The sequence below is a fragment of the Janibacter sp. RAF52 genome, from assembly GCF_052114035.1.
Classification (GTDB): Bacteria; Actinomycetota; Actinomycetes; order Actinomycetales; family Dermatophilaceae; genus Janibacter; species Janibacter hoylei.
In genome coordinates this window covers 91,268-118,250 of sequence record NZ_JBFRDY010000005.1, presented here as the reverse complement: position 1 = coordinate 118,250, position 26,983 = coordinate 91,268, and the positions used below count along the sequence as shown (strand labels likewise).

The following is a 26,983-nucleotide window of genomic DNA, read 5'->3' as shown; positions in this document are numbered from 1 at the left end:
CGATCCCCCCGCCGTTTCCCTAGGCAAATGCGCACCCCCTGCGCATTTGCCTAGGGAAATGCGCAGGCCATGTGGCGGGCGCAGCCCTTGCCCCTCCCCGCCGGGAGCGGAGCGGCTCCCTTCGTCCGGACGGGACACCTAGGGTCGAGCCATGAGCCTCGCCGACCGCACCTTCGCCGCCGTCATCTTCGACAACGACGGCACCCTCGTCGACTCGACCGGCTCGGTCGAGCGCTCGTGGGTCCGGTGGGCGGTCGAGCACGGGGTCGACCCCTACGCGCTCGTCGGCCACCACGGCATGCCGGCGGCGGCGATCATCGCCTCGGTCGCGCCCCACGTCGACGCGGCCGCGGCACTGCGCCGGATCGAGCAGCTCGAGGTCGACGACGTCGAGGGAGTCATCGCGCTGCCCGGTGTGCACGACGCGCTGGAGGCGCTGGCGCACGCGCCCGTCGCCGTGGCGACCTCGGCGACCCGTGACCTGGCCACGGTCCGGCTCGCGGCCGCCCGCATCGCCATCGACGAGGTCGTCACCTTCGACGACGTCGAGCGGGGCAAGCCGTACCCCGACCCCTTCCTCCTCGCGGCGCAGCGTCTCGGGGTCGACCCGGCCGACTGCCTCGTGTGCGAGGACGCGCCGAGTGGCATCACCGCGGCCGGGGCGAACGGCTGCGCCGTGCTCGCCGTGACGACGACGAGCGAGGCCGGCGCCCTCTCGGACGCCGACCTCGTGGTGAGCTTGCTCGCCGACGTGACCTTCGCGGTCGAGGACGGCCGGGTGCGGGTCAGCCCGCGCTGACCCCCTTCGCGCTGGCTCCCGTCGATCAGGCGCCGGCCTGCGGCGGGGCGGTGGCGTCCGCGCCGCCGGTCCCCAGGTCCCGCTCGACGTAGGTCTCGATGTCGTTGAGGTCGTCGGCGCTGCGCTGGGCCACGGTCAGCAGGTCCTGCATCGTCGAGACCTCTTCGACCTGCTCCTTGATGAACCACTGCATGAACTGCTCGGCGGCGAAGTCGTTGTCGTCCCGCGCGACCCGGGTCAGCTCGTTGATCTGCTGGGTGACCCTCTTTTCCTGGGCGACGGCCAGCTCGATGGGCGTGACCACGCCGTCGAAGTCGCTGGTCGGGGCCGGGGTGGCGGGGATGCGCACCGGCTGGTCGGTGTCGAGCAGGTACTGGACCATCATCATCGCGTGGCCGCGCTCCTCGGCGGCCTGACGGTAGAAGAAGCCCGCCAGCTGCGGCAGCGTCATGCTCTCGTAGTGTGCGGCGATCGCGAGGTACTGGTGGTGGGCAGCGAACTCCTCGCCGATCTGGGCGGTCAGCTGGGCGGCGAACTTCGACGTGGTCATGGGGCCTCACGCTAGACCCGTGTCTGGAACCGTTCCAGCAAGGACAGGCGACCCTACGCGGCCTTGCGGAGCCGCTCCTTGGCCTTGGCCGTGACGAGCTTGCGCTTGTGGACGGCATAGCCGTCAGGGAGGCGCCCCTCCTTGAGCAGGCGGATCGGGCAGGAGCTGCAGCGCTTCTTGCTGACGCAGCACTTCTCCTTGACCTTGACCTTGCCGATCTTGACCTTCTTGCCCATGCCTGCACGGTAGGCCATGGGGGTAAGGCACGCCTACCCTGCGTTCGCTCCTCGGGAACCGATGCCGCGGAGGGGTCCTGGTTCCCGCGTGGTCCCCGCGGTCCGGTCAGGCGAAGGGGAGCGCGCTGCCCATCCCTTCGGGTCGCCCCGGCTCGGCGTAGTGCTCGACGCCGAAGGCCGCGGCGAAGATCTCGCGCGGCATCTGCAGCATCTGCTGCACGTCACTCTGCGAGGCATGGCAGGTCAGGGCCGCGCGCTTGACGTCGATGACCTCGGTGACGTCGACGGCGTGGTGGATCTCGCTCTGCGGCAGGCCCATAGGGTTGCCGTCGTCCATCGGGTCGTCGGGCGAGAAGCCCGGGTCGATGCCCATCGCCTTGGCCGCCTCGATCTGCTCGCGCATCCGGTCGCGGTTCATCGTGTTTTCGAGCACGCGGGGGCGGCGGGCGGCCAGCTCGGCCGCGCGGTGGGCGACGTGGTGCACCTTGACGTGGTCGGGGTGGCCGTAGCCGCCGTGCCAGTCGTAGCCGACGAGGATGTCGGCGTCCTCCTCGTCGAGGACCGCGGCCAGCCGGGCGGCGGCCTCGTCGAGGTCGGCGCCGTGGAAGGACCCGTCCCAGGCGTTGTGCTCCCAGCCGGTCATGCCGGAGTCGACGTAGCCCAGCCAGACGACCCGGGCGGTGCCCGTGACGGCGGCCGAGTCCTCGGCCTCCTGCCGACGGTGGTCGGCGAGGCTCCTCCCTTCGCCCAGGTCGTCGGGGACGGTGCCGTGCTCGCCGCCGGTGGCGTAGACGACGACCACGCGGCCGCCGGCGCGCGCGGTGAGAGCCATGGATCCGGAGGTCCCGCTGGCCTCGTCGTCGGGGTGGGCGTGGAAGAAGACGGTGGTCGTCACGAGGCCATCGTGCACCGCTGCGCCGACACCTCGCTGGCCGCGGCGGGCGAAGGGGGACACGCTCACCCTGACCGGGTGGGGCAGGAGCGTTCCGCAGAGCGGAACCCGCGTGACAGGTTCGGGGTTGCTGAGGCTATCCTTACAAACTCCGCGGCGTGGTGGCCCACCCGACGCGGCCACCCCCCCTTCGCAAAGGACCTCATCGTGCTCAGCCGCACTCGTTCGCTGGCCCTCGTCAGCGGTCTCGCCCTCGCCGTGTCCGCCTGCGGATCGTCCGACTCCGACTCCGCATCCGGCCCGACCATCGCGGTCGAGGACAACAACGGCACGCAGCAGGTGCCGCAGGAGCCGAGCTCCGTCGTCGCGACGGACAACCGGACCTTCGAGACCCTCGCCGACTGGGACGTCGAGCTCTCCGCCGCCGCGGTGAGCCTCATGCCCGACACGATCGAGTACACCCAGGACAAGGAGCTCGTCGACCTCGGCACCCACCGCGAGCCCGACCTCGAGGCGATCGTCGCCGCCAAGCCCGACCTCGTCATCAACGGCCAGCGCTTCACCCAGCACGAGGCAAAGCTCAAGGAGCTCGCCCCGGACGCGGCCTTCCTCAACCTCGACCCGCGCGAGGGCGAGCCGCTCGACACCGAGCTCAAGCGGCAGACCGACGTGCTCGGCGAGGTCTTCGGCAAGGAGGCCGAGGCCACGCGGCTCGGCAAGGACCTCGACGCGCAGGTCGCCCGCGTGAAGAAGGCCTACCAGCCCGGCGACACGGTCATGGCGATCAACACCTCCGGCGGCGAGCTCGGCTACATCGCGCCGACCGTCGGCCAGACCTTCGGCCCGGTCTTCGACCTCTTCGACCTCGAGCCCGCCCTCGAGGTCGAGGGCGCCAGTGACGACCACCAGGGCGACGAGGTGTCCGTCGAGGCGATCGCCAAGGCCGACCCCGACTGGATCCTCGTCCTCGACCGGGACGCGGCCGTCGCCGCCGACGAGGAGGGCTACACGCCCGCCAAGCAGCTCATCGAGGACTCCGAGGCGCTCAAGGACGTCACCGCGGTCAAGGAGGGACAGGTCGTCTTCGCCCCGGCCGACACCTACACCAACGAGGGCATCCAGACCTTCACCGAGTTCTTCGAGGACTTCGCCGACGCGCTGGAGGGGAAGAAGAGCTGACGACCACGACGGCGGAGCGCGTCGCCTCCAAGGGGCGCCTCCTCGACGCGAAGCTCGTCCTCGGCATCCTCGCCGTGGGCGGGCTCCTCGTCGTGTCGCTTCTCACCGGGGTGTACGACATCTTCGACGGCGACCGGGGCGGCGAGATGTTCGCCATCACCCGCATCCCGCGGACCGTCGCCCTTGTCCTCGCCGGCGCCGCGATGGCGATGTCGGGCCTGGTCATGCAGCTGCTGACCCAGAACCGCTTCGTCGAGCCGACGACGACCGGCACGACCGAGTGGGCCGGCCTGGGCCTGCTCACCGTGATGATCCTCTTCCCCGGGGCCAGCCTCCTCGAGCGGATGATCGGGGCGGTCATCGCAGCCTTCATCGGCACGATGGTCTTCTTCCTCTTCCTGCGAAGGGTGACCCTCCGGTCCTCGCTCATCGTCCCGATCGTGGGGATCATGCTCGGCGCCGTCGTCGGGTCAGTCTCGACCTTCATCGCGCTGCAGACCGACATGCTGCAGAACCTCGGGATCTGGTTCGCCGGCAGCTTCACCTCGGTCCTGCGCGGCCAGTACGAGGTGCTGTGGATCGTCGCCCTCGTCGCGATCGCGATCTTCGTCGTCGCGGACCGCTTCACCGTCGCCGGCCTCGGCGAGGAGATCTCGACGAATGTCGGGCTCAACTACAACCAGGTCGTCCTCATCGGCACGGTCCTCGTCGCCGTCGCGACCGGGGTCGTCACGGTCGTCGTCGGCAACCTGCCCTTCCTCGGGCTCATCGTCCCCAACATCATCTCGATGTGGCGCGGCGACGACCTGCGCAGCAACCTGCCGTGGGTCTGCCTGCTCGGCATCGCCATCGTCACCGTCTGCGACCTCGTCGGGCGCACGATCATCGCCCCCTTCGAGGTACCCGTCTCGCTCATCCTCGGCGTCGTCGGCGCGGTCGTCTTCATCGCCCTCCTCCTGCGGCAGCGTCGTCGTGGCTGAGGCACCCGCGCAGCCGCGCACCACCCCGCCGGTCACCGCCCCCGTGGCGACCGGCGGAGCACGCGAGTCCGGCCCCCTCCCCACCGCCCGCTCCCGCCGGCGCTACCGAGTCGTGCTCGTCGGCCTGCTCGTGCTGGCCGTCGGCCTGGGCTTCGCCCACCTCGCGGTGGACAACCCGATGCCGGTCGGCAGCGAGGGGTTCTGGCTCGTCGCGCAGATGCGGGGCAGCTCGCTCGTCGCGATGGCGGTCGTCGCGGTCTGCCAGGCGATGGCGACGGTGAGCTTCCAGACGGTGACCAACAACCGGATCATCACGCCGTCGATCATGGGCTTCGAGTCGCTCTACGTCGCCGTGCAGACCGCGGCCGTGTACTTCCTCGGTGTGTCCGGGCTCGGCATGCTCACCGGGCTGCCGCAGTTCCTCCTGCAGATCGCGCTCATGGTCGGGCTCTCGCTGGCGCTCTACGGGTGGCTGCTGTCGGGGCGCTATGCCAACGTGCAGATCATGCTGCTCATCGGCATCGTCATCGGCGGTGGGCTCGCTTCGGTCTCCTCCTTCATGCGGCGGATGCTCACGCCGAGCGAGTTCGACGTGCTCACCGCACGGATGTTCGGCTCCATGACCAACGCCGACCCGATGTACTTCCCCATCGCGATCCCGCTGTGCCTGGCCGCGGCGGGACTGCTGTGGTGGCGGGCCCGCCGTCTCGACGTCGTCGCCCTCGGCCGAGACGCGGCGACCAACCTCGGGCTGGACCACCGGCGCGAGCTCATGGTGACGCTCTTCCTCGTCTCGGTGCTGATGGCCGTCTCGACCGCGCTCGTCGGGCCGATGACCTTCCTCGGGTTCCTCGTCGCGACCCTCGCCTACCAGTTCGCCGACACCCACGACCACCGGCGGATCTTCCCGGTCGCGGTGCTCACCGGCTTCGTCGTGCTCTGCGGCGCCTACGTTGTCATGAAGCACGTCTTCTACGCCCAAGGCGTCGTCTCGATCATCATCGAGCTCGTCGGCGGGTCGGTCTTCCTCCTCGTCATCCTCAAGAAGGGGCGCCTGTGATCACCCTGACCGATGTGCGCAAGACCTATGGCAGCGAGGTGACGATCGGTCCGGTCGACCTCGAGATCCCGGCGGGCGGGGTGACCGCGCTCGTCGGGCCCAACGGCGCGGGCAAGTCGACGCTGCTGACGATGGTCGGCCGGCTGCTCGACATCGACGAGGGCGTCATCGAGATCGCCGGCTACGACGTCGCGAGCACGAAGTCCAAGGACCTGGCCAAGATCGTCTCGATCCTGCGCCAGGAAAACCACTTCATCACCCGGCTCACCGTGCGCCAGCTCGTCGGCTTCGGCCGCTTCCCCCACTCGCAGGGGCGGCTGACCGTGCAGGACGAGGAGGTCATCTCCCGCTCGATCGACTTCCTCGACCTCACCGCGCTCGAGGGGCGCTACCTCGACCAGCTCTCCGGGGGGCAGCGGCAGCGGGCGTACGTCGCGATGGTGCTCGCCCAGGACACCGACTACGTGCTGCTCGACGAGCCGCTCAACAACCTCGACATGCAGCACTCGGTGCACATGATGCGGCACCTGCGCCGGGCGGCCACCGAGCTGGGCCGCACGATCATCGTCGTGCTCCACGACATCAACTTCGCCGGCCACTACGCCGACCGGATCTGCGCGGTCAAGGACGGGCGGGTCGTCGAGTTCGGCCCGCCGGAGCAGATCATGACCGACGAGGTGCTCACCCGCGTCTTCGACACCGCGGTCCAGGTGGTCGACGGGCCGCGCGGCCCGCTCGCCGTGTACTACTGAGTTGCGGCTCGGTGGGGCTCCACGAGCGCCCGCCCCGTCGACCGACCTGCCGGCTCAGCCCGCGACGGGCGTGGCGACCGGCTCGTTGGCCGGCGGCGCGAGCTGCTCGCGCCGTTCGTAGGCCCAGCCCGGGCCGCGCAGGAGGAAGCCGAAGCGGTCCGACCAGGTCGGCGCCGTCGAGATGTCCTTGGCCATGTCGCGCCACTCGTGCGTGGCGATCGTCCCGAGGTTGAAGGTGTCGATGTTGCGGGTCAGGCCGTAGCGCACCCGCTCGACCTCCGGCTCGAAGGTGCCGAAGAGCTTGTCCCACAGGATGAGGATCGAGCCGTGGTTGATGTCGAGGTACTGGCGCTGGCTGCCGTGGTGGGCGCGGTGGTGGCTCGGGGTGTTGAGCACCTTCTCGAGCCAGCCGATCGAGCGGACGGCCTCGGTGTGGATCCAGAACTGGTAGATGAGGTTGATCGCCCGCGCGTCCTCGATGTAGCGCGGCGGGATCCCCATGAGGGCGAGCAGCCCGTAGGGCACGACCATCGTGAATCCCTCGGCGACCGGCTGCCGCAGCGCGGTCGAGAGGTTGTAGCGCTCGCTGCTGTGGTGGACGACGTGCACGGCCCACATCCAGCGTGACTCGTGGGCGAGGCGGTGGTTCCAGTAGTAGACGAAGTCCCAGGCCGCGATCCCGAGCAGGTAGCTGGCGGCGCCGGTCCGCATGCCGAAGGGGGAGAGTCTCGTCAGCCGCGTGGCGGAGGTCTGGGCGGCCCAGATCGTCGCGGCGGCGACGGCCGAGGAGGCGACGGCGGCGACCGCGGATCCGCTGGTCATCAGGCCGAGGGCGTCGACGCGAGAGCGGACGGTGACCGGCTCTGGTGTGTCGGAGGGCAGTGTGCCGGCCTCGGGCAGCTCGCCCCCGTGGCGGCGACGGCTGCGCAGGACGTCACCGATCGTCGTCGCGACCCCGGCGGCCGCGGCGACGGCGAGGAGGGCGGTGCCCCCCTTCGACTGGCCGGGCGTGAGGCGGCGCAGGAGCGGAGCGGTGGCGAGGGGGACGACGAGGCTGCCGACGCCCATGCTCAGGCTGGCGATCGTGTCGTTGAGCTCGTAGTCGCCCGGGCGGTCCTCACCGTCGGCGGCGGGGTGCTGGCGCTGCCACCAGAACTCGAAACCCATGGCCCCGATGTACGCGGGGATGGCGAGGACGGTCAGGTCGGGGCGTGCCATGGGGGCTCCTTTGCCGTGGGCGAACGTAACTGACCATAGGGTCAGTTATCGCGCCTGACAAGATGTGCCCGATCACAGGAGGTGGCCCCGTGAGCACGATCGGGACGAAGGGCGTCGCCCGCGCCGAGCGCAGGCGGCAGCTCGTGCACGAGGCGGTCGAGGAGCTCGGCAGCCAGGGCTACGCCCGCGCCTCGATGGCCGACGTCGCCGCACGCGCCGGGGTCTCCAAGGCGATGGTGCACAACGTCTTCGGCTCCAAGGCCGACCTCGCGCTGGCCTGCCTCGAGGAGGTCGGGCCGCGCCTCGTCGCCACGATCGCGCAGGCCCAGACGGCGACCGACCCCGGGGAGCGCGCCGTCGACACCTTCACCGCGATCTTCTCGGCGATGGCCGAGCACCGGTACGCCTGGGCCCTCGTCAAGGACGAGACCCTGCCCGCGGGGTCGGGGGCGGCCGAGCTTGCCGAGGGCTACCGCGAGCAGCTGCACCTCATGGGGGCCGCCGGCACCCGCGACGTCCTCGAAGCCGCGGGCCTGACCGACCCGCTCGACCACGACCTGCTCGACCGCATCTGGGAGTCGATCGTCGAGGCCGCGGTCGCGTGGTGGCAGGAGCACGACGACCACACCGCAGAGCAGATGGCGCAGCGGCTCACCCGCCTGCTGGCCGCGGTCACGCTGCGGGGGTGACAGGGCCCGGTCCCTGAGGAGGCGAGGGACGAGCCGTCTCGAAGGGCGTCATCGCCTCGCGGTCGTGGGGCAGCGCCCGGCTGGCCCGCCACGCACCGAGCACGGCGATCGCCAGGCCGATCGGGATCACCGTGAGCAGTGCGCGGTGCAGGCCGACGGCATCGGCGGCCAGGCCGTCGACCGGTGTGGCGAGGCCGTCCGAGAGGGCGCCGACGAGGATCGGCCCGATCGTCGCGCCGACGAGGTTGAAGGAGGCGAAGTAGACCGCGATCGCGGTGGCCCGCAGCTGGGGTGGGGTGACGTCGGCGATCGCGGGTGATGCTGCCGCGGAGAGGAACTGGGTGCCCGTCCACCCGACGGCGAAGAGCGCGACGAAGGCCGCGGCGCTCCCGGGGCCGAGCAGCAGGGCGGCGAGCGTCAGGGGGATTGCGGCGGCGAAGCCGGCTGCGGCGACGACGAGTCGACCCGCGGGGTGTCGGTCGGAGGCCCGGTCGGCCAGGCGCCCGCCGAGCAGCAGCCCGACGATGCCCGCGAGCCCGAGGATCGCGCCGGCGCCGATGGACGCCGACCCGATCGACAGGCCGAAGTAGCGCTGGAGCAGCGGCACGACGAAGGTCGCGACGCCGTAGGTCGGGATCTGCAGCCCGATGCCGGCGACCATGAGCCAGGTGATCGTGCGGATACGCAGCACCGCGCGATAGGGGTGCCGCTCCTGCTCCTGCGCGCGCAGCTCGACGGTGTCGGTGGCTCCGCGGGCCGGTTCCTTGACGAAGAGGACGGCGATCGCGAGGAGCAGGCCGGGTACCGCCGCGATGACGAAGGGAGCCCGCCACGTCCCCGTGGCCTCGACGAGCACGCCGACGGTGAGGAAGGCGAGGAGCAGGCCCACGGGGATCCCGAGTGAGACGATGCTGATGGCGCGGCTGCGGCGCTTCGGCGCGTAGACGTCGCAGATCAGCGCATTGGACGCCGGGCCGTAGCTCGCCTCGCCGATGCCGACGCCCAGGCGGAAGAGGAAGAGGAAGAGGAAGCCCTGCACGAGCCCGCTCGCCCCGGTGAAGAGGCTCCACACGACGAGTCCGGCCGCCATGACGTAGCGACGCGGGACCCGGTCGGCGAGCCGACCGAGGAGCACGCCGGCGATGGCGTAGACGACGGTGAAGGACCCGCCGAGCACGCCGACCATCGTGTCGGTGAGGCCGAACTCCTCCTTGAGCGGCTCGACGATGACGGCAGGGATCGTCCGGTCGTAGAAGTTGACGACATTGGCCAGGGTCAGGCTCGCGAGGAGGTACCCGCGCTGCCCGCGCGTCAGTGGCTGCGGCATGCCCCCAGTCTGTCGTCTGCCCCGGTCCCTGAGGAGCTTGCTCTGCAAGCATCTCGAAGGGCTGCCAATCCCGGGTCCCTGAGGAGCTTGCTCTGCAAGCGTCTCGAAGGGCTCTATCGTCGACCCGTGATCACGCGCCTCACCGTCTTCTGCGGCTCGACCCCCGGCACCGACCCTCGCTGGGTGGACTTCGCGCACGACGTCGGGGCCGAGCTGGCCCGCCGGGAGATCGGCCTGGTCTACGGCGCGGGCGGCGGTGGCCTCATGGGCGCCGTGGCCCAGGGTGCGCTCGACGAAGGGGGCGAGGTCATCGGCGTCATCCCGACCTTCATGATCGAGCGGGAGTGGGGCCGCGACGACCTCACCGAGGTGCACGTCGTCGAGACGATGCACGAGCGCAAGGCCCTCATGGCTGACCTGACGAGCGCCTTCCTCGCGCTGCCGGGCGGCATGGGCACGCTCGAGGAGGTCTTCGAGGTGTGGACCTGGCGGCAGATCGGCCTGCTCGACAAGCCGGTCGGCTTCCTCGACGCCGACGGCTTCTGGACCCCGCTGCTCGAGTCCCTCCGCGGCATCTCGCAGGCCGGCTTCATGTCGCAGGCGAGCCTCGACGACGTCGTCGTCGCGCCCGACCTCGATGCCGCGCTCGCAGGCCTCGAGGCCCGCGGCTCTGGCACCCGGCTGCTGCGGGCGGTGACCTGACCCCCTTCGTCAGGCGGCGTCGGGACGGGTGCCGATGAGGCGAAGGGAGGCGCCCGCGCACTCCGGGCACGGGTGGACCAGGGGCGCGTCGACCTCCGGCCACAGGATGCGGAAGGTCTCGTGGGCGGCGCACCGGTAGGCGACGATCCGCGGCCCCTCGGCGGGACGGGCGAGCTCGGGCGCGGTGAGGCGACGGACGGGGCGGGTGTGGCGCTGCATGCGAGTGATGGTGCGCTGCAAGGGTTTCGGCACTGCTGCCCGGATGTTTCCGGGGTATTGCACGGGGCGTCGCTCGCTGCCGAGTAGCGTTGACCTCATGACTCAGATGCGCGCGGAGAAGGACAGCATGGGCACCATCGAGGTGGCCGCGGACAAGTACTGGGGGGCGCAGACCCAGCGCTCGCTCGGCAACTTCGACATCGGTCGTGACACCTTCGTCTGGGGCCGCTCGATGATCCGCGCCCTCGGCATCCTCAAGAAGTCCGCCGCCCTGGCCAACGCCGAGCTCGGCGAGCTGCCGCAGGACGTCGCCGACCTCGTGGCGCAGGCGGCCGACGAGGTCATCTCGGGCGACCTCGACGACCACTTCCCGCTCGTCGTCTTCCAGACAGGCTCGGGCACGCAGTCCAACATGAACTCCAACGAGGTCATCTCCAACCGCGGCATCGAGATCGCCGGCGGCGAGATGGGCTCGAAGACCCCGGTCCACCCCAACGACCACGTCAACCGCGGCCAGTCGAGCAACGACACCTTCCCCACGGCGATGCACATCGCGATCGTCCTCGACCTCAATGAGCGTCTCTACCCCTCCGTCACGCAGCTGCGCGAGACCCTCGCCGCCAAGGCGAAGGAGTACGCCGACATCGTCATGGTCGGCCGGACCCACCTGCAGGACGCCACCCCGGTCACCCTCGGCCAGGTCATCGACGGCTGGGTCGCCCAGATCGACTTCGCCCTCGACGCGGTCAAGCACGCCGACGAGCGCGCCCGCGAGCTGGCCATCGGCGGCACCGCTGTCGGCACGGGCCTGAACGCCCATCCCGACTTCGGCACGCTGTGCGCCGCGAAGATCAGCGCGGAGGCCGGCCACGACTTCGTCCAGGCGCCCAACCTCTTCGCCAGCCTGTCGGCGCACGACGCGCTCGTCGAGGTGAGCGGCTCCCTTCGCACCCTCGCCGGCGCCCTGATGAAGATCGCCAACGACGTGCGTTGGTACGCCTCCGGCCCGCGCAATGGCATCGGCGAGCTGGCCATCCCGGAAAACGAGCCGGGCTCGTCGATCATGCCGGGCAAGGTCAACCCCACCCAGGCCGAGGCGATGACGATGGTCGCCACCCGGGTCTTCGGCAACGACGCGACGGTCGGCTTCGCCGGCAGCCAGGGCAACTTCCAGCTCAACGTCTACAAGCCGGTCATGGCGCACGCGGTCATCGAGTCGATCCGCCTGATCTCCGATGCCTGCGTCTCCTTCGACACCAACTGCGCCGTCGGCATCGAGCCGGTGCGGGAAAAGATCGACGAGAACCTCTCGCGCAACCTCATGCTCGTCACCGCGCTCAACCGCCACATCGGCTACGACAAGGCCGCGGCGATCGCCAAGAAGGCGCACAAGGAGGGCACGAGCCTGCGCGAGGCCGCCGTCGCCTCGGGTGACATCTCCGGCGAAGACTTCGACGCCTGGGTGGTCCCGGCCGACATGACGCACCCCAGCGCCTGAGCGGCGACGCCCCACCCGCCCGCGGATTCTCGGGTGACCCGATAAACCCCGCCTTCGCAGGAGTATCAAACTCTTGCGAAGGCGGGGTTTCTCTTGCTCAGCTGCGGGGCGGGCCGGTCAGAGCCCCTCGTCGCTGACCTCGGCGCTCGGGCCGCCGCCGGTGCCGTACCCACCGAGCAGCTCCGCCAGGCGAAGGGGGCCGCGCGCCTCGTCCTTGTGCCCGGCCCGCTCGAGGGACCGGCCGAGGAGCAGGTGGGCGTAGGCGTCGTCGGGGCGGGCCGCGATGACCTCGCGGGCGGCGGCGGCCGCCCGCTCCAGCTGGGCGGAGTGGAAGTAGGCGCGGGCCAGGAGCAGGTGCATCTCGGCGGTGCCGTGGCCCACCGGGTCGTCCGCACCTTCGGCTCGGGCCGCTGCGAGGTCGGTGAAGAAGTCCTCGAGGTCGCGGGCGGCATCGGTGTACCGGCCGTCGTCGAAGGCGTGCTTCGCGCGCTCGTAGCGCTCGAAGCCGTACAGCTCGCGCGTCGTCGTGGTCATGTCGTCCTCAACCCCGAGCGGTCGATAACCATTCCCAGTCAGTGCCTGGCGGCGAAGAGGCCCAGCCAGTCCCCGAGCAGGCGGGCGCAGCCGTCGACCGCCGCGGACCAGTCGTGCGCGGTCTCGTCGGCGTTGTCGCTCACGACCTTGACGAGGTGCACGGGCACGCCGAGCTCGGTGCACGCGAGGGCGATGGCGTAGCCCTCCATGTCGACGAGGTGGGCGCGCTGGGCGAGCGCGGACCGCACGACCGGGTCGGTGACGAAGAGATCTCCGCTCGCCAGCACCGTCACGTGGCCGCCGGGCAGCTCGACGACCTCGCGGGGGTCGAGACCGAGCTGGCGGATCGGCTCGGCCGACAGGTCGTGGTTGATGGCCCTCCCGATCTCGTGCAGGCCGGTGACGCCGTCGCGCAGGGCGCCGGCCGTGCCGATGTTGACGACGACGAGCTCGTCGCGCCGCGGGTGCTCGCAGATCGCCCGCGTCACCTGCACCGCGGCGAGCGACTTGCCGACCCCCGTGACGAGGACCTCCAGCCCGTCGGGGACGTGGGCGGCCTCGGCCTCGATGGCGGCGACGACGAGCAGGTGCATGGCGTCACCGTATCCGTCGTATCGTGCCCAGCATGTCCCCCTTCGCCCCGCACGCGCTGATCACCGGCGCCCGCCTGCGACCCGGCGCTGCACCGGTGGACCTGCGGCTGCGCGAAGGGGGAATCGCCGAGATCGGCGAGCACCTCACGACCGCGGGGGCAGAGGTCCACGACGCCCGCGGGGCGCTCGCGGTCCCGGGCCTGTGGGACGCGCACGTGCACTTCGGCCAGTGGGCGGCGATGAGCCGGCGGGTCGACGTCGCCGACACCGCGAGCCCCGAGGAGGTCACGGCCAGGGTCGCGCGTCACCTCGACGTGGAGCGGCCGGCGCCCGGGACCGTCGTGCAGGGCTTCGGCTGGCGGGTGGCCGGCTGGGACCGGCTGCCGAGCACCGCCGAGCTCGACGCCGTCGCCGGCGACCGGCCGGTCGTCCTCATCAGCGGCGACTGCCACGCGGGCTGGCTGAGCAGCGCCGCCTTCCGCGCGCTGGGCCTGCCGGTGCACGAGGGCCACCTCGACGAGGACGAGTGGTTCCCCATCTACCAGCGGCTGGCCGACCTACCGGAGGACCCGGCCGTCGTGCGCGGCAGCCTCGAGTCCGCGATGCAGGCTGCTGCGGCGAAGGGAGTCGTCGGCGTCGCCGACATGGAGTTCGAAGCGGGGCGCCTCGAGTGGCCGCGGCGCACCGCCGACGGGCTCGACCTGCTACGCGTCAGGCCGGCGACCTACCCCGAGGGGCTCGACGACACGATCGCCGCCGGGATGCGCACCGGCGACGTGCTGGACGAGACCGGCCTGGTGACCATGGGCCCGCTCAAGGTCATCACCGACGGCTCGCTCAACACGCGCACCGCCTGGTGCTGCGAGCCCTTCGTCACCGACGACGACCTCGGCGACCCCCACGGCAAGAGCACCGTCGGTCCCGAAGAACTCACCCGGCTGCTGCGGCGGGCGCACGCTCACGGCCTCGACGGTGCGGTCCACGCCATCGGCGACCAGGCCCTGCTCGACGCGCTCGACGCCTATGCCAGGAGCGGGGCACGCGGCACGATCGAGCACGCTCAGCTCGTGCGCATGGAGGCACTGGGCCGCTTCGCCGACCTCGGGCTCGTGGCGAGCGTGCAGCCGGCCCACCTGCTCGACGACCGCGACTCGACCGAGGCCCTGTGGCCCGACCGGCTCGACCGGTGCTTCGCCCTGCGCTCGATGGCGGCGGCGGGGATCCCCCTTCGGCTGGGGTCGGACGCTCCCGTCTCCCCGCTCGACCCGTGGCTCGCGATGTCGGCGGCGGTCCACCGCAGTGCCGACGAGCGCGAGCCGTGGGCGCCGGAGCAGGCGATCACGCCCCGCGAGGCGCTGCTCGCCTCGACCGACGGGGTCACCCAGCTCGCCGTCGGCGGGCCGGGTGACATCGTGCTCCTCGCCGAGGACCCCTGCCCCGCAGGCCTGTCCGGCACCGCCGAGCAGGCGGCCCACCTGCGGGCGACGCGGGTGCTCGCGACCTTCGTCGGCGGGCGCCTGACCCACTCCGCCTGACGTCGTTGATGTCACCTGGTGGCCCGGAGCAGGGGGACCAGGCGACACCAACGACGCCGGGCTGGTGCTGGCAGATACCTCAGTTGGCGGTGTCGATCCTGACGCCGTAGTAGCTCGCCGCGTCGACGACCGGCTGGTAGAAGCTGTACGACCCGGCGTTGTAGCCCTGGTTGTACCCGCACTCGACGCCGACCGGGCCGCCGGAGGTCATGCCCTGGGCGAGGTTGCCGACGCCGATGTAGGCGCCGCCGGAATCGCCGCCCTCGGTGCACACGCTCGCCTCGGCGAGGCCGGAGACGACGGTGCCGCCGTAGTTGACGGTGCGGTTGTAGGCCTTGATGGTCCCGCAGGTCCAGCCGGTCGTGTTGCCGGCCTTGCAGATCTCGGAGCCCACCGGGTTCTTGCTCGCGCCCGCGACGGCGTAGTAGCCCGAGTGGCCGCGGCTGTCGACGTAGGGCCGACCCGTGTCCTCGGAGTCGATGTCCATGAGGCCCATGTCGACGCTGCTGTACCCGGTGCGGAAGCGCGTGTGCGTCCCCTTGCCGATGTGGGTGCCGTTGGCGTCGAGGATGTCGGGGAGCCCCTCGACGCAGTGGCCGGCGGTGAGCAGCACGTTGTTGCCCGACGAGGTGCGGCCGGGGTAGCCGAGGCTGCAGTTGGTGCCGGGGGACAGGTCCATGATCCGGCCCGGGTAGACGTCGGCCTGGGTGGTGAGCTCGTCGGCGGTGGTGACGCTCACCCGGTCCATGGCAGCCAGATGCTGGCGAAGGGAGGCGGGCGCGTCCTCGGCGATCCGCACCTCCACGGTGCCCTTCTGCAGGTTCGGTCCGACCGTGACGACGTGCTGGGTGGCGCCGGCGCGACGCATGACGGCCTGGGCCACCTTGTCGAGCGAGCTCTGGGTCACCGAGGTGCTCGGCCGGAGGCCGGCCGCGCGGACGGCGTCCGCGTCGGCGGTGGAGTCGACGCCGACGACGAGCTGGGTCCCGTCGAACCACGCCCCGTCGACGGCGACCCCCTTCGCCTCGAGACCACGAAGGGAGGTCTGCTTGCGGTCCTTGGCGGCGAGGTAGTTCGTGGCCTGGGCGTGGGTGCGGCCGTCCCGCTCCATGACGTACGAGGTCATCGGGTCGGCGCGGTTGATGCCGTCGTCGGGGACGGGCGCCGCGCTTCCGGCCGGCGCCAGGACGATGCCGGCGCCGAGGACGGCCCCGGTGAGGGTGAGGGTGGTGCGCAGGGTCATTGCCTTCTCCTTCATCAGGCCGGGGTGTCCGGCTCGTGAGTCGAAGGTGGCGGCAGCATGTGACCCGCGCCACGGGAACTGACCAAGTCCGGACGCGACTGACCGTCCCCGGGGACAAGCACGCGCAACCGCTGACTCCCGCGGGAGCCTTTCGCGAGGGGTGCGCGCACCGTTCACGTCGACTTCACGTCCCCCGTTTGCACCCCGGGGAAGTCTTCGCTAATCTGGAATCGTTCCAATCCACGGAGCACTCAAGTGCACCGTGAGGCGGGACCACTGACCCCAATGAGATGCACAGGAGCTCAACGCATGTCCCTCATCAACACCCAGATCAAGCCCTTCCAGGCCACCGGCTACATCAACGGTGAGTTCAAGGACTTCTCCGAGGCGGACATCGCCGGCAAGTGGGCGATCTTCTTCTTCTACCCGGCCGACTTCACCTTCGTCTGCCCGACGGAGCTCGAGGACCTCGCGGCTGAGTACGACGCGGAGCTCAAGGGCCTGGGCGTCGAGGTCTTCTCCGTCTCGACCGACACCCACTTCACCCACAAGGCGTGGCACGAGACCTCCGACGCGGTCGGCAAGGTCACCTACCCGATGCTCGGCGACCCGACCGCCACCATCTCGCGCAACTTCGAGATCCTCCGCGAGGACGAGGGCCTGGCCAACCGCGGCACCTTCCTCGTCGACCCGGACGGCGTCATCCAGTTCCTCGAGATCACGGCCGAGGGCATCGGCCGCAACGCCAAGGAGCTCGTCCGCAAGGTCAAGGCCGCCCAGTACGTCCGCAACAACCCCGGTGAGGTCTGCCCGGCCAAGTGGGAAGAGGGCGCTGACACCCTCGCCCCGAGCCTGGACCTCGTCGGCAAGATCTGATCGAGCCCTGACAGATCTGCCGGGTCGTTGACCCAGCACAGCATCTCGGTGAGGGGCGACGCAGCCCCGTCGCCCCTCACCCGTGCCCCCGCCGGCACCCACTGACCACCCCCCTTCGTCCTGCAGGAGTCGCTCGCACCATGGCCCTCGATCCCAACCTCGCCGCCCAGCTCAAGGCCTACCTCGACAACCTCCGCGAGCCGATCGAGCTCGTCGCCTCCCTCGACGAGGGCCCCAAGTCGCGTGAGCTCGACGAGCTGCTCGTCGAGATCGCGGACATGAGCCCGCAGATCACCCGTCGCGTCGTCGAGGGCGCCGAGCTGGACGCCCGAGTCCCCTCCTTCGCGATCACCCGCGCGTCCGATCCGCAGGTCTCCGTCCGCTTCGCCGGCATCCCGATGGGCCACGAGTTCACCTCGCTCGTCCTGGCCCTGCTCCAGGTCGGCGGGCACCCGAGCAAGGCGTCGCAGGACCTCATCGAGCAGGTCAAGGGCCTGACCGGTGAGCACCACTTCGAGACCTTCTTCTCGCTGAGCTGCCAGAACTGCCCCGACGTCGTGCAGGCGCTCAACCTCATGAGCGTGCTCAACCCCGGCATCACGCACACGGCCATCGACGGCGCGGTCTTCCCCACCGAGGCCGAACAGCGCGGAGTGCTCGCCGTGCCCACCGTCTTCCGCAACGGCGAGTCCTTCGGCTCCGGCCGCATGGAGCTGGCCGAGATCGTCGGCAAGGTCGACGAGCTCTCCGGCGGTGACTCCGCGGCCAAGTCCGCCGAGGAGCTCTCCGCGCGCGAGCCCTACGACGTCCTCGTCGTCGGCGGCGGCCCCGCCGGTGCCTCCGCCGCCATCTACGCGGCGCGCAAGGGCATCCGCACCGGTCTCGTCGCCGAGCGTTTCGGTGGCCAGGTGCTCGACACCATGTCGATCGAAAACCTCGTCTCCGTCCCGCACACCGAGGGCCCGAAGCTCGCGGCCGACCTCGAGCGCCACGTCGGCGAGTACGAGGTCGACATGATCCGCAGCCAGGCTGCTGCGGGCCTGTCCGCCGGCGACGACGGCCTCACGGTCGTCGACCTCGTGGGCGGCGCCGCGCTCAAGGGCAAGACCGTCGTCCTCGCGACCGGTGCCCGCTGGCGCACCATGGGTGTCCCCGGCGAGGAGGAGTACCGCAACAAGGGCGTCACCTTCTGCCCGCACTGCGACGGTCCGCTCTTCAAGGGCAAGCGCATCGCCGTCATCGGCGGCGGCAACTCCGGCGTCGAGGCCGCGATCGACCTCGCCGGCATCGTCGGTCACGTGACCCTCGTCGAGTTCATGGACGAGATGCGCGCCGACGAGGTGCTCCAGCGCAAGCTGCGCTCGCTGGCCAATGTCGACATCCGGCTCGGCACGAAGACCACCGAGGTCGTCGGTGACGGCGGCAAGGTCACCGGCATCGTCGTCGAGCCGCGTGATGGCGGCGAGGGCGAGACCCTGGCCCTCGAGGGCGTCTTCGTCCAGATCGGTTTGCTGCCCAACACCGAGTGGCTCGGTGACGCGGTCGAGCTCTCCGAGCGTGGCGAGATCGTCATCGACGGCGTCGGCCGGACCAACCTGCCGGGTGTCTTTGCCGCGGGCGACTGCACGGTCGAGCCCTACAAGCAGATCGTCACCGCGCTCGGTGCGGGCTCGACCGCCTCGCTGAGCGCCTTCGACCACCTCATCCGCACTAGCGCCCCGAGCGAGGAGGCCGCGATCGCTGGGACCAAGGCTGCCGACGGCCCGCTCGAGGCCGGCGACCAGATCGACGTCCCGGACTCGGTGGGCGCGCGGGCCTGAGGCCTCGGTAGCGTCAGCGTCGTCCCCCCTTCGACCTGATCAGGAGACTCCATGAGCGAGCAGATCGACCTCACCGACCACGGCCCCGCGCCCTACGTCGTCGACATCGAGTCGGCAACCCTGCAGAACTCCAACTACCGCTCCACCCTGTGGACCGGTACCAACCTGCAGCTGACCGTCATGGCCATCGCGCCCGGTGACGACATCGGCCTGGAGGTCCACGAGGACCACGACCAGTTCATCCGGGTCGAGGAGGGACGCGGCCGGGCCCAGATGGGGCCGGCCGAGGACGACCTGAGCTTCGACCGCGAGGTCGGGGACGACGACATCATCATGGTGCCGGCCGGTCAGTGGCACAACGTCACCAACATCGGCGACGTGCCGCTCAAGGTCTACTCCCTCTACGGCCCGCCGGAGCACGTCCACGGCACGGTCCACGCGACCAAGGCCGACCAGGACGCCGACCCCAACGAGCACTGATCACGACGAAGGGTGGGACCCGCCAGCTGGTGGGTCCCACCCTTCGAGACGCTCGCGGGGCGACCTCCGGGTCCTGAGGAGGAGGCCGTCCGCGGCCGACGTCTCGAAGGGCAGGGACCACCCTTCGTCATGTGGTGGCGCGTCAGGTGACCGGCCGGTAACGTCCAGCGCCATGCGGAGCACCATCGAGTACACCCACGTCCCCGGGGACGGCGCGCCCGTCGTCCTCGTCCACGGCATCGGCCACCGGCGGCAGGCGTGGGGCGAGGTGCCGGAGCTGCTCGCGGCGCGCGGTCACGACGTCTACGTCGTCGACCTGCCCGGCCACGGGGAGTCGCCGCGGCCGTCCCGTCCCGACGGCTGGTCGATGCGCAGTCATGCCGAGCAGTTCGAGCGGCTCTTCCGCGAGCTGGGCATCGAGCGGCCGCACGTCGTCGGCAATTCCCTCGGTGGCGCGATGGCCCTCGAGATGGCCGCCCGCGAGGGCGTCGTCAGCAGCGTGACAGCCCTGTCGCCGGCCGGGTTCTTCCCGCCCTGGCACCTGCCCAATGTCGCGGCCAACCTGCTCTTCATGAAGGCCGGCAGCCACCTCCCCGAGGCGCTGCACCGCCGCCTCACCGCCCACGTCTGGTTTCGCAAGCTGGCCTTCCGCGCCCTCTACACGCACCCGGAGCAGGTCACCGTCGAGGCGGCGGTGGGGGACACCCTCAACCTGCGCCGGGCACCCGGCTTCTGGCCGCACTTCGTCCGTGCGACCTTCCTGCGCGTCACCGCGCCGCTCGCCGTCCCGACGACCATCGCCTGGGGTGACACCGACCGCCTGCTGCTGCCCTCCGAGGCCGGCACCGCACGGGCCCGCTTCCCCGAGGCGACCCACGTCTCGCTCGAGGACTGCGGGCACTGCCCCCAGATCGACCACCCCGAGCTCGTCGTCGACACCGTCCTCGCGACGATCGAGCGGGCGAACTCTCGGCAGCCCGCCGTCTAGCAGATCCGGGACGGGGACGGCTACTCATCAGCCGACCTGTGGATGAGTACTTCCCCCCTGCTGCCTCCTGTGGGCGCACGGGCACTCTCGGTCCAGCGGCGCAGCCGCAGGGACCCGGGGAGAGGCCCCGGTCCGGGAGGAGGAGCAGAGATGGACATGTCACAGGGATCGCGACGGGTGCGACGAGCGGGTGCGGTGCTGGCCGCCATGTCGATGATGGCGGCGGGGGCCGCGATCGCGGCGGCGCCGGCGACGGCTGCCGGTGGGGGCGGGGACTGCCCCGCCGCCGACCAGAGCCCCCCGTCGCCCAACACCTACTACGCCCGGGACGGGGTGAGCATCCGGGGCGTGCGGGTCCGGTCCACCGAGACCGTGGGCTACGGCTACAACACGCGGCGGCTCGTCCACTACACGACGACGCAGGACACCTACGTCCAGAACGAGGTCTGGGACCTGACCGACCGCCTCATGCCCCGGCGGGTCGAGTGCGTCCGCGACGACACGGACGGCACGCCGGATGTCGAGGTCGCCCCGGTCACGTCGGGCGGCGGCGGCGGTGGCAGGACCGGGAGCCTCGGCAGCGGGAGCGTGGGCTGGAGGGTGCTGCCCGGGGCCGAAGAGGTCCGCTACGGCAAGGTCGGTGAGATCCAGTCGATGTGACCGCCCGCCGACGAGTGGCGTCCGAGCATGACCCAGAGCGCAGACCAGACGACGACCGTGCAGACCGACGTCCTCGTCATCGGCTGGGGCACAGCGGACAAGACCCTCGCCGGCTGAGCAGGGGTGCGAGGTTTCTCGGCGAGGCGTAGGTTACTGGCGAGAAACAAACCATTGGATGGAAGGTCACCGATGACTGCCGCGCCCGAGAGCCACCCGCAGGGCACCACCCGCCGCGAGCTGCCGGACCGTGTCGACGTCCTCGTCGTGGGCGCCGGCATCTCCGGCATCGGTGCTGCCCACCGCATCCTCGAGGCCACGCCCGACGTCGATCTGGCGATCGTCGAGGCCCGCGAGGCGACCGGTGGCACCTGGGATCTCTTCCGCTACCCGGGCGTGCGCTCGGACTCGGACATGTTCACCCTCTCCTTCCCCTTCCGGCCGTGGCAGGGGCGCAAGGCGATCGCCGACGGTGGTGACATCCGGGAGTACATCCGCGAGACGGCGCGCGAGGGAGGGCTCGACGAGCGGACCCACACCGGCTGCCGGGTCGTCGCGCTCGACTGGTCGAGCGACGCCCAGGAGTGGACCGTGCAGGTCGACACGGCCGGGGGCCGGCGCGAGGTGCGCGCCGGGTGGGTGCACTTCGGCAGCGGCTACTACGACTACGAGGAGGCGCACGACCCGGGCTTCGCGGGGGTCGAGGACTTCTCCGGGACCGTGGTGCACCCGCAGTTCTGGCCGCAGGACCTCGACCACGCCGGCAAGCGGGTCGTCGTCATCGGCTCCGGTGCGACCGCCGTGACCGTCGTCCCGGCGATGGCGCAGACTGCGGCACACGTGACGATGCTGCAGCGCACGCCGAGCTATGTCTTCTCGCAGCCGGGGGTCGACCCCTTCGTCCAGCTGCTGCGCAAGCGGCTGAGCCCGCAGCGGGTGCAGTCGCTCACCCGGATCAAGAACCTCGGCATGCAGTCCTTCCTCTACGAGCTCTCGCGCAAGCGCCCGCGGGCGGCCAACGCGATCGTCCTCGGACAGATGCGCGCCTTCTTGCCCGAGGACGTTGTCGCCGAGCACTTCACGCCGCCCTACGACGTGTGGGACCAGCGCCTGTGCGCCGTGCCCGACGGCGACCTCTACGCGGCGATCCGGCGCGGTGCCGCCGACGTCGTCACCGGGCACATCGACCGATTCGTCCCCGAGGGCGTGCGCCTCACCGACGGCCGGGTCGTCGAGGCCGACATCGTCGTCACCGCCACGGGTCTGCGGCTGCAGCTTTTCGGTGGCGCGAGCGTGGCCGTCGACGGCGAGCCGGTCGACATGGCCCGCCGATTTGCCTACCGGGGCCTCATGCTCGCGGGCGTCCCCAACGTCACGATGACCGTCGGCTACGTCAACGCGTCGTGGACCCTGCGCGCCGACCTCGTGAGCCGCTACGTCGCCCGCCTGCTCGGCCACCTGCGTGACCGTGGCTTGGGCACCGCCGTCCCGGTCGCGCCCGACGGCATGACCGCCGGCCCGATCATGGACCTGACGGCGGGCTACGTGCAGCGGGTCATCGCGACCTTCCCCAAGGTCGGCGACCGGGCGCCGTGGACGATGCCGCAGAGCTACGTCAAGGACAAGATCGCCTTCCGCCGCGCCGACGTCACCCAGGACATGTTCTTCGCTCCGCTCGGGGCGAAGGGAGTGGCCTTGCCCCAGAGCGCACCCGCGCCTGCCGAGCTGCCGCTGCCGGGCTCGTCGAGCAATGCGGACGGCACCGCCGGAGACCTGGTCGACGCCACCGCAGCGGTCGTGCCGTGAAGCGGCCCGACCTCGTCGTCGCCGGCGGCACGGCCGTCGTCACCGGCGCGGCCGGAGGCATGGGCGAGCACATCGCCACGGGACTGGCCCGACGTGGCGCCGACCTCGTCGTCCTCGACCGCGATGCCGACGGTCTGGACCGGGTCGTCGCCGAGATCGGCCGGGAGACGCCGGGGGCGCGGGTGACCCCCTTCGTCGTCGACCTGGCCGACCGGGCCGCCGCCGACGAGACCATCGAGCGCATCCATGACGAGCACCCCGGCGTGACGATGCTCTTCAACAATGCGGGCGTCGCCGTCGGTGGTCGCTTCACCGAGGTGGGTGCGGCGGACTTCGACTGGCTGCTCGAGATCAACCTGCTCGTCCCCATCCGGCTCACCCGGGCGCTGCTGCCGCTCATGCTCGGCAACGGCGAGGGGCAGGTGGTCAACACCTCGAGCCTCTTCGGGCTCATCGGTCCGCCCGGGCAGAGCGCCTACTCGACGAGCAAGTTCGGGTTGCGCGGCTTCAGCGAGTCGCTGCGCAGCGAGCTCGAGGCGGAGGGGCGGCCCGTGGGGGTCACCTCGGTGCACCCCGGCGGCATCCGCACGGGCATCGCTCGCAATGCCCGCATCCCCGAGGGGGTCGACCGCCAGGAGGCCGAGGAGGGCGTCCGCGACTTCGACAAGGTGCTGCGGTACCCCGCCGACCGGGCCGCGGAGGAGATCATCGAGGCCGCGATCGCCCGTCGCCCGCGCCTGCTCATCGGCAACGACGCCCGGGCCCTCGACGCGGTCGCCCGGGTCCTGCCGGGTCGCTACTGGTCGCTCATGGGACGCGCGATGTCCCTCGCGGCGAAGCGCTCGTAGGGCCGGCGCCACGGTGTGGACCCGGGGTGTCCGCCGGCACCGACCGAGTGGGACGATGCGGCCATGACCATGCCCCAGCAGCTCCAGGGCCGACTGCGCCTGCCGATCATCTCCGCGCCGATGTTCCTGGGCTCGGGCGTCGACCTCGTCGTCGGTGCGTGCCGCGCCGGCGTCGTCGGTACCTTCCCCGCGCTCAACCTGCGCACCACAGAGGACTTCGACGCCTGGCTGACGCAGATCGAGACGGCCCTCGCCGAGCCCGACCCGAGCGGTCGCCCGCCCGCCCCCTTCGGCGTCAACTTCATCGTCCACCACACCAACAAGCGCATCGAGGCCGACCTCGGGCAGATCGTCGCGCACGAGGTCCCGATCGTCATCACGAGCCTCGGTGCGGCCCGCGAGGTCGTCGAGGCCGTCCACTCCTACGGCGGCCTCGTCTTCCACGACGTCACCAACGCCAAGCACGCGGCCAAGGCGGCAGAGGCCGGGGTCGACGGGCTCATCCTCGTCTCGGCCGGTGCAGGTGGTCACGCCGGCGGGCTCAACCCCTTCGCCCTCATCACCGAGGTGCGGGCCGTGTGGGACGGTCCGCTCGTCCTCGGTGGCGCCCTGTCGACCGGCCGTGACGTGCTCGCCGCGCAGGCGGCCGGCGCCGACCTCGCCTACATGGGCACGCGCTTCCTCGCGACGACCGAGTCGCTCGTCGCCCAGGAGTACCGCGACATGATCGTGGACCACACGGCCGAGCAGATCGTCTACACCCCGTCGATCAGCTCGATCCCCGCGAGCTTCCTGCGCGGCAGCATCGTCTCCGCCGGCCTCGACCCCGACGCGCTGCCCGTGCCCGAGCGGGTCGACCTCGCGCACGTCACCAACCCGCACACCGAGGAGTCGCAGGCCACGACGACCGCGCCCAAGGCGTGGAAGGACGTCTGGAGTGCCGGCCAGTCCGTCGCCGGCATCAACTCCGTCGTCCCCGTGGCCGAGCTCGTCGACCAGCTCGAGGCCGAGTACACCCAGGCGAAGGGGGAGCTGCTCGCGGTCCTCGGGGAGTAGGCGCGAGACACCCTTCGACGTGCCGGGTCCCGGGGCCTAGCGTGGGGGGCATGGCTGAGATCCCCACTCGCGTCCTCGGGGACGGCACGTCGGTGCCGGTCCTCGGATTCGGCACCTACCCCCTGCGGGGCGACGACGGCGTGCGCGCCATCGCGTCGGCGCTCGAGGTCGGCTACCGGCTCATCGACACGGCGGTCAACTACCGCAACGAGCGTGAGGTGAGCGAGGCGATCCGGGCGAGCGGGGTCGACCGCGGCGACGTCTTCGTCCAGACCAAGGTGCCCGGCCGCGACCACCGCGGTGCACGCGACTGCATCGAGACCTCGCTGCAGGTCATGGGCCTGGAGTACCTCGACAGCGTCCTCATCCACTGGCCCAATCCCTCGCAGGGGGCCTACGTGCAGGCCTGGCAGGGGCTCGTCGAGGCGCGGGAGGCCGGGCTCGTCCGCTCCATCGGCGTGAGCAACTTCCACCCCCACCACCTCGACGCGATCATCGAGGCCACCGGGGTCACCCCGGCAAGCAACCAGATCGAGATGCACCCGAGCTTCCCGCAGGCGGAGCAGCGCGCCGACGACGAGGCCCGTGGCGTCGTCACCCAGGCGTGGAGCCCGATCGGGCGCGGGGAGATCTTCGAGGCGGCCCCGGTCGTCGCCTCCGCCCGCGCACACGACGTGACGCCCGCCCAGGTCGTCCTGCGCTGGCACCTGCACCTCGGGTCGCTGCCGTTGCCGAAGTCGGCTGACGCGCAGCGTCAGCAGGCCAACCTCCAGGTCCTCGGCTTCGACCTGTCGGAGGCCGAGGTCGAGGCGATCACTACCCTCGGGCGTCCCGACGGGCGCCTCTTCGACGGCGACCCGGACACGCACGAGGAGATGTGACCGACCACCGCTGGCCGGTGCGCCCCGTGCCCGGCGAGACGGTGCCGACCCCCTTCGGCATGTCGGCCTACTGCGTCGGCGACCCGGCGGCGCACGCTCCCGACCGCGACGCGCTCGTCGTCGTCCACGGGCCCGGTGACGACTCCCGATGGACCTTCGTCGAGGTCGACGACGTCGTGCGGGCCGTCGCCGCCGGCCTGCTCGGGCGGGGGCTGCACCCGGGTGACCGGGTGCTGCTGCGCATGGGCAACCGGGCGGAGTTCCCCTTCGTGTTCTTCGGGGCTATCGCGGCCGGGCTCGTCGCGGTGCCCACGAGCGCACAGCTGACTGCTGACGAGGCCGCTGGGTTGCTCGCCGACTCCGGGGCGCGGGCCGTCGCCGTGGACCCGGACCTCGATCTCGCTGTGCCGCAGGGGGTCTCGGTCGTCACCGCCGAGGACGTCGACGGCTGGGTGGCCAGCAGCGACCGAGCCGAGCACGAACTCGGCGACCCGGATCGGCCGGCCTTCGTCACCTACACCTCGGGCACCACCGGCAGGCCGAAGGGCGTCGTCCACGCCCACCGCAGCGCCTGGGGCAGGCGCCCGATGTACCGCGGCTGGTACGGCCTCGACGAGGGCGACGTCATGGTCCACGCCGGTGCCCTCAACTGGACCTACACGCTCGGGGTCGGCCTCACCGACCCGTGGGCCAACGCGGCCACGGCCATCGTCTACGACGGGCCGCGCGACGGTCTGGTCTGGCCGCGGATCGTCGAGGAGCACCGGGCGACGCACGTCGCGGCCGTGCCCGGGGTCTACCGACACCTGCTGCGTCACGGCGACCCGGGGGAGTGGGACCTGTCGTCGCTGCGCGCTGCGCTCGTCGCCGGCGAGGCATTGCCCGCCGCGCTGCTGGAGGAGTGGGGCGAGGTGACCGGCGTGCCCCTCTATGAGTCGCTCGGCATGAGCGAGATCTCGACCTTCGTCTCGACGGGGCCGGATGTGCCGGTGCGACCCGGCAGCCCCGGGCGGGCGCAGCCGGGTCGCCGCATCGGCGTCCTCGACCCCGATGTGCTCGAGGACCCGGCGGCCTCGCCCGTGGAGCTCGGCGTCGGCGAGGTCGGGCGCCTGGCCGTCCACCGCAGCGACCCGGGCCTGATGCTCGGCTACTGGCAGCGACCGGAGGAGACGGCCGAGGTCGTGCGGGGGGAGTGGTTCGTCAGCGGTGACCTCGCCGAGGTCGACGCCGACGGCTACCTGACGTACCACGGTCGCTCGGACGACGTCGTCAACGCCATGGGCTACCGCGTCTCGCCGGTCGAGGTCGAGGACGCGCTCGCGGGGGTGACCGGTGTCGCCGAGGTGGCCGTGACGGCCCTCGACGTCGGCGACGGGGTGAGCATCGTGTGCGCCTGGGTCGTCCCGACGGATCCAGATGACGACCCGGATGCCCTGCGGCAGAGGGTGATCGAGCGGGCCGGCGAGCGGCTGGCCACCTACAAGCGACCCCGCGAGGTGCGCTTCGTCGACGCGCTGCCGCGCACGGCCAACGACAAGGTGGTCCGGCGCGACCTGCGGTGAGCG

General features: G+C 71.3%; 28 protein-coding genes. 19 read left to right on the top strand and 9 right to left on the bottom strand.

All coding sequences use genetic code 11. The features are described 5' to 3' along the window. Positions 1 to 151 precede the first annotated feature (151 nt). Positions 152 to 799: an HAD-IA family hydrolase gene (locus AB4Y78_RS08635; RefSeq protein ID WP_265230233.1), complete on the top strand. Its 648-nt coding sequence runs from the start codon at positions 152 to 154 to the stop codon at positions 797 to 799. A 25-nt stretch (positions 800 to 824) separates the two neighbouring features. Here the strand turns inward: AB4Y78_RS08635 and AB4Y78_RS08630 are convergent, their stop codons facing one another. From AB4Y78_RS08630 to AB4Y78_RS08620, 3 genes are all read right to left on the bottom strand, one after another. Continuing rightward, entirely contained in the window at positions 825 to 1,349 is a 525-nt protein-coding gene (locus tag AB4Y78_RS08630) for a ferritin (protein WP_007926436.1), read from the bottom strand. Between the two features lie 53 nt (positions 1,350 to 1,402). Beyond that, on the bottom strand, positions 1,403 to 1,603 hold the full coding sequence (locus AB4Y78_RS08625; protein WP_441713344.1) for a hypothetical protein: 201 nt from the start codon (positions 1,601 to 1,603) through the stop codon (positions 1,403 to 1,405). An 88-nt stretch (positions 1,604 to 1,691) separates the two neighbouring features. After that, positions 1,692 to 2,480, bottom strand: coding sequence for a PIG-L deacetylase family protein (locus AB4Y78_RS08620; protein WP_265230232.1), 789 nt, complete (start codon positions 2,478 to 2,480; stop codon positions 1,692 to 1,694). A 204-nt stretch (positions 2,481 to 2,684) separates the two neighbouring features. Here AB4Y78_RS08620 and AB4Y78_RS08615 point away from each other — a divergent pair, with 204 nt between their 5' ends. From AB4Y78_RS08615 to AB4Y78_RS08600, 4 genes are read left to right on the top strand one after another with little or no spacing between them, the layout of a single operon-like run. Further along, the gene (locus AB4Y78_RS08615) at positions 2,685 to 3,656 is read left to right on the top strand and encodes a siderophore ABC transporter substrate-binding protein (protein WP_265230231.1); all 972 of its coding nucleotides are present in this window, start codon (positions 2,685 to 2,687) and stop codon (positions 3,654 to 3,656) included. After that, positions 3,653 to 4,636: an ABC transporter permease gene (locus tag AB4Y78_RS08610; RefSeq protein WP_265232003.1), complete on the top strand. Its 984-nt coding sequence runs from the start codon at positions 3,653 to 3,655 to the stop codon at positions 4,634 to 4,636. The genes AB4Y78_RS08615 and AB4Y78_RS08610 overlap by 4 nt, the downstream gene beginning before the upstream one ends. After that, positions 4,629 to 5,696: an iron chelate uptake ABC transporter family permease subunit gene (locus AB4Y78_RS08605; RefSeq protein WP_265230230.1), complete on the top strand. Its 1,068-nt coding sequence runs from the start codon at positions 4,629 to 4,631 to the stop codon at positions 5,694 to 5,696. The genes AB4Y78_RS08610 and AB4Y78_RS08605 overlap by 8 nt, the downstream gene beginning before the upstream one ends. Next, complete coding sequence (locus AB4Y78_RS08600) at positions 5,693 to 6,448, top strand: iron ABC transporter ATP-binding protein (protein WP_007926423.1); 756 nt, start codon at positions 5,693 to 5,695, stop codon at positions 6,446 to 6,448. Before AB4Y78_RS08605 ends, AB4Y78_RS08600 begins: the two co-directional genes overlap by 4 nt. A 54-nt stretch (positions 6,449 to 6,502) precedes the next feature. Here AB4Y78_RS08600 and AB4Y78_RS08595 read toward each other — a convergent pair whose 3' ends face one another. Then, positions 6,503 to 7,666 (bottom strand): sterol desaturase family protein, encoded by a 1,164-nt coding sequence (locus AB4Y78_RS08595; RefSeq protein WP_259909557.1) that lies wholly within the window; start codon positions 7,664 to 7,666, stop codon positions 6,503 to 6,505. Between the two features lie 89 nt (positions 7,667 to 7,755). Here AB4Y78_RS08595 and AB4Y78_RS08590 point away from each other — a divergent pair, with 89 nt between their 5' ends. Continuing rightward, positions 7,756 to 8,355 carry a TetR/AcrR family transcriptional regulator gene (locus tag AB4Y78_RS08590; protein ID WP_007926419.1) on the top strand — a complete coding sequence of 200 codons (600 nt, stop codon included), beginning with the start codon at positions 7,756 to 7,758 and terminating at the stop codon, positions 8,353 to 8,355. On the opposite strand, the gene AB4Y78_RS08585 is transcribed toward AB4Y78_RS08590, so the two are convergent. Further along, positions 8,339 to 9,682 carry a spinster family MFS transporter gene (locus tag AB4Y78_RS08585; RefSeq protein WP_259909556.1) on the bottom strand — a complete coding sequence of 448 codons (1,344 nt, stop codon included), beginning with the start codon at positions 9,680 to 9,682 and terminating at the stop codon, positions 8,339 to 8,341. The two genes, AB4Y78_RS08590 and AB4Y78_RS08585, sit on opposite strands and share 17 nt — an antisense overlap. 126 nt (positions 9,683 to 9,808) lie before the next feature. On the opposite strand from AB4Y78_RS08585, the gene AB4Y78_RS08580 reads away from it, so the two are divergent. Then, positions 9,809 to 10,384 (top strand): TIGR00730 family Rossman fold protein, encoded by a 576-nt coding sequence (locus AB4Y78_RS08580; protein WP_265230227.1) that lies wholly within the window; start codon positions 9,809 to 9,811, stop codon positions 10,382 to 10,384. Positions 10,385 to 10,393: 9 nt separating this feature from the next. Here the strand turns inward: AB4Y78_RS08580 and AB4Y78_RS08575 are convergent, their stop codons facing one another. Next, positions 10,394 to 10,603, bottom strand: a complete 210-nt coding sequence (locus AB4Y78_RS08575) for a hypothetical protein (protein ID WP_265230226.1) — start codon at positions 10,601 to 10,603, stop codon at positions 10,394 to 10,396. Between the two features lie 97 nt (positions 10,604 to 10,700). On the opposite strand from AB4Y78_RS08575, the gene fumC reads away from it, so the two are divergent. Beyond that, entirely contained in the window at positions 10,701 to 12,101 is a 1,401-nt protein-coding gene (gene fumC, locus AB4Y78_RS08570; protein WP_441713339.1) for a class II fumarate hydratase, read from the top strand. Positions 12,102 to 12,218: 117 nt separating this feature from the next. Here the strand turns inward: fumC and AB4Y78_RS08565 are convergent, their stop codons facing one another. After that, entirely contained in the window at positions 12,219 to 12,635 is a 417-nt protein-coding gene (locus tag AB4Y78_RS08565; RefSeq protein ID WP_259909552.1) for a tetratricopeptide repeat protein, read from the bottom strand. 38 nt (positions 12,636 to 12,673) lie between these two features. Continuing rightward, complete coding sequence (locus tag AB4Y78_RS08560; RefSeq protein ID WP_259909551.1) at positions 12,674 to 13,228, bottom strand: nucleosidase; 555 nt, start codon at positions 13,226 to 13,228, stop codon at positions 12,674 to 12,676. 32 nt (positions 13,229 to 13,260) lie between these two features. On the opposite strand from AB4Y78_RS08560, the gene AB4Y78_RS08555 reads away from it, so the two are divergent. Further along, positions 13,261 to 14,763 carry an amidohydrolase gene (locus AB4Y78_RS08555; RefSeq protein ID WP_441713337.1) on the top strand — a complete coding sequence of 501 codons (1,503 nt, stop codon included), beginning with the start codon at positions 13,261 to 13,263 and terminating at the stop codon, positions 14,761 to 14,763. 79 nt (positions 14,764 to 14,842) lie between these two features. On the opposite strand, the gene AB4Y78_RS08550 is transcribed toward AB4Y78_RS08555, so the two are convergent. Next, positions 14,843 to 16,006, bottom strand: coding sequence for a S1 family peptidase (locus AB4Y78_RS08550; protein WP_441737050.1), 1,164 nt, complete (start codon positions 16,004 to 16,006; stop codon positions 14,843 to 14,845). A 309-nt stretch (positions 16,007 to 16,315) separates the two neighbouring features. Between AB4Y78_RS08550 and ahpC the strand changes: the two genes are divergently transcribed. From ahpC to AB4Y78_RS08500, 10 genes are all read left to right on the top strand, one after another. Further along, positions 16,316 to 16,882 carry an alkyl hydroperoxide reductase subunit C gene (ahpC, locus tag AB4Y78_RS08545; RefSeq protein ID WP_007926408.1) on the top strand — a complete coding sequence of 189 codons (567 nt, stop codon included), beginning with the start codon at positions 16,316 to 16,318 and terminating at the stop codon, positions 16,880 to 16,882. Between the two features lie 140 nt (positions 16,883 to 17,022). Then, positions 17,023 to 18,702, top strand: a complete 1,680-nt coding sequence (gene ahpF, locus AB4Y78_RS08540; protein WP_441737047.1) for an alkyl hydroperoxide reductase subunit F — start codon at positions 17,023 to 17,025, stop codon at positions 18,700 to 18,702. A gap of 51 nt (positions 18,703 to 18,753) precedes the next feature. After that, positions 18,754 to 19,182, top strand: coding sequence for a cupin domain-containing protein (locus tag AB4Y78_RS08535; protein WP_259909547.1), 429 nt, complete (start codon positions 18,754 to 18,756; stop codon positions 19,180 to 19,182). Positions 19,183 to 19,354: 172 nt separating this feature from the next. Continuing rightward, complete coding sequence (locus AB4Y78_RS08530; RefSeq protein WP_265230217.1) at positions 19,355 to 20,170, top strand: alpha/beta fold hydrolase; 816 nt, start codon at positions 19,355 to 19,357, stop codon at positions 20,168 to 20,170. A 150-nt stretch (positions 20,171 to 20,320) separates the two neighbouring features. Then, positions 20,321 to 20,830: a hypothetical protein gene (locus AB4Y78_RS08525; protein WP_265230216.1), complete on the top strand. Its 510-nt coding sequence runs from the start codon at positions 20,321 to 20,323 to the stop codon at positions 20,828 to 20,830. 189 nt (positions 20,831 to 21,019) lie between these two features. Then, positions 21,020 to 22,633, top strand: coding sequence for a flavin-containing monooxygenase (locus AB4Y78_RS08520; protein ID WP_265230215.1), 1,614 nt, complete (start codon positions 21,020 to 21,022; stop codon positions 22,631 to 22,633). Further along, a complete protein-coding gene (locus AB4Y78_RS08515; RefSeq protein ID WP_441713331.1) occupies positions 22,630 to 23,481 on the top strand; it encodes an SDR family NAD(P)-dependent oxidoreductase in 852 nt (283 codons plus the stop codon). The genes AB4Y78_RS08520 and AB4Y78_RS08515 overlap by 4 nt, the downstream gene beginning before the upstream one ends. Before the next feature lie 63 nt (positions 23,482 to 23,544). Then, a complete protein-coding gene (locus AB4Y78_RS08510) occupies positions 23,545 to 24,537 on the top strand; it encodes an NAD(P)H-dependent flavin oxidoreductase (protein ID WP_265230214.1) in 993 nt (330 codons plus the stop codon). Positions 24,538 to 24,587: 50 nt separating this feature from the next. Next, positions 24,588 to 25,418: an aldo/keto reductase gene (locus AB4Y78_RS08505; RefSeq protein ID WP_441713330.1), complete on the top strand. Its 831-nt coding sequence runs from the start codon at positions 24,588 to 24,590 to the stop codon at positions 25,416 to 25,418. After that, a complete protein-coding gene (locus AB4Y78_RS08500) occupies positions 25,415 to 26,980 on the top strand; it encodes an acyl-CoA synthetase (RefSeq protein WP_441713329.1) in 1,566 nt (521 codons plus the stop codon). The genes AB4Y78_RS08505 and AB4Y78_RS08500 overlap by 4 nt, the downstream gene beginning before the upstream one ends. The last annotated feature ends 3 nt before the right edge of the window (positions 26,981 to 26,983 follow it).

Bases quoted from the DNA above. Each gene is read 5' to 3' on its own strand.
- AB4Y78_RS08505 (WP_441713330.1), top strand. From the start codon at position 24,588: ATGGCTGAGATCCCCACTCGCGTCCTCGGGGACGGCACGTCGGTGCCG.
- AB4Y78_RS08510 (WP_265230214.1), top strand. From the start codon at position 23,545: ATGACCATGCCCCAGCAGCTCCAGGGCCGACTGCGCCTGCCGATCATC.
- ahpC (WP_007926408.1), top strand. From the start codon at position 16,316: ATGTCCCTCATCAACACCCAGATCAAGCCCTTCCAGGCCACCGGCTAC.
- AB4Y78_RS08530 (WP_265230217.1), top strand. From the start codon at position 19,355: ATGCGGAGCACCATCGAGTACACCCACGTCCCCGGGGACGGCGCGCCC.
- AB4Y78_RS08575 (WP_265230226.1), bottom strand. From the start codon at position 10,603: ATGCAGCGCCACACCCGCCCCGTCCGTCGCCTCACCGCGCCCGAGCTC.
- AB4Y78_RS08585 (WP_259909556.1), bottom strand. From the start codon at position 9,682: ATGCCGCAGCCACTGACGCGCGGGCAGCGCGGGTACCTCCTCGCGAGC.
- AB4Y78_RS08595 (WP_259909557.1), bottom strand. From the start codon at position 7,666: ATGGCACGCCCCGACCTGACCGTCCTCGCCATCCCCGCGTACATCGGG.
- AB4Y78_RS08560 (WP_259909551.1), bottom strand. From the start codon at position 13,228: ATGCACCTGCTCGTCGTCGCCGCCATCGAGGCCGAGGCCGCCCACGTC.
- AB4Y78_RS08535 (WP_259909547.1), top strand. From the start codon at position 18,754: ATGAGCGAGCAGATCGACCTCACCGACCACGGCCCCGCGCCCTACGTC.
- AB4Y78_RS08625 (WP_441713344.1), bottom strand. From the start codon at position 1,603: ATGGCCTACCGTGCAGGCATGGGCAAGAAGGTCAAGATCGGCAAGGTC.
- fumC (WP_441713339.1), top strand. From the start codon at position 10,701: ATGACTCAGATGCGCGCGGAGAAGGACAGCATGGGCACCATCGAGGTG.
- AB4Y78_RS08555 (WP_441713337.1), top strand. From the start codon at position 13,261: ATGTCCCCCTTCGCCCCGCACGCGCTGATCACCGGCGCCCGCCTGCGA.
- AB4Y78_RS08635 (WP_265230233.1), top strand. From the start codon at position 152: ATGAGCCTCGCCGACCGCACCTTCGCCGCCGTCATCTTCGACAACGAC.
- ahpF (WP_441737047.1), top strand. From the start codon at position 17,023: ATGGCCCTCGATCCCAACCTCGCCGCCCAGCTCAAGGCCTACCTCGAC.
- AB4Y78_RS08550 (WP_441737050.1), bottom strand. From the start codon at position 16,006: ATGACCCTGCGCACCACCCTCACCCTCACCGGGGCCGTCCTCGGCGCC.
- AB4Y78_RS08630 (WP_007926436.1), bottom strand. From the start codon at position 1,349: ATGACCACGTCGAAGTTCGCCGCCCAGCTGACCGCCCAGATCGGCGAG.
- AB4Y78_RS08565 (WP_259909552.1), bottom strand. From the start codon at position 12,635: ATGACCACGACGACGCGCGAGCTGTACGGCTTCGAGCGCTACGAGCGC.
- AB4Y78_RS08520 (WP_265230215.1), top strand. From the start codon at position 21,020: ATGACTGCCGCGCCCGAGAGCCACCCGCAGGGCACCACCCGCCGCGAG.
- AB4Y78_RS08525 (WP_265230216.1), top strand. From the start codon at position 20,321: ATGGACATGTCACAGGGATCGCGACGGGTGCGACGAGCGGGTGCGGTG.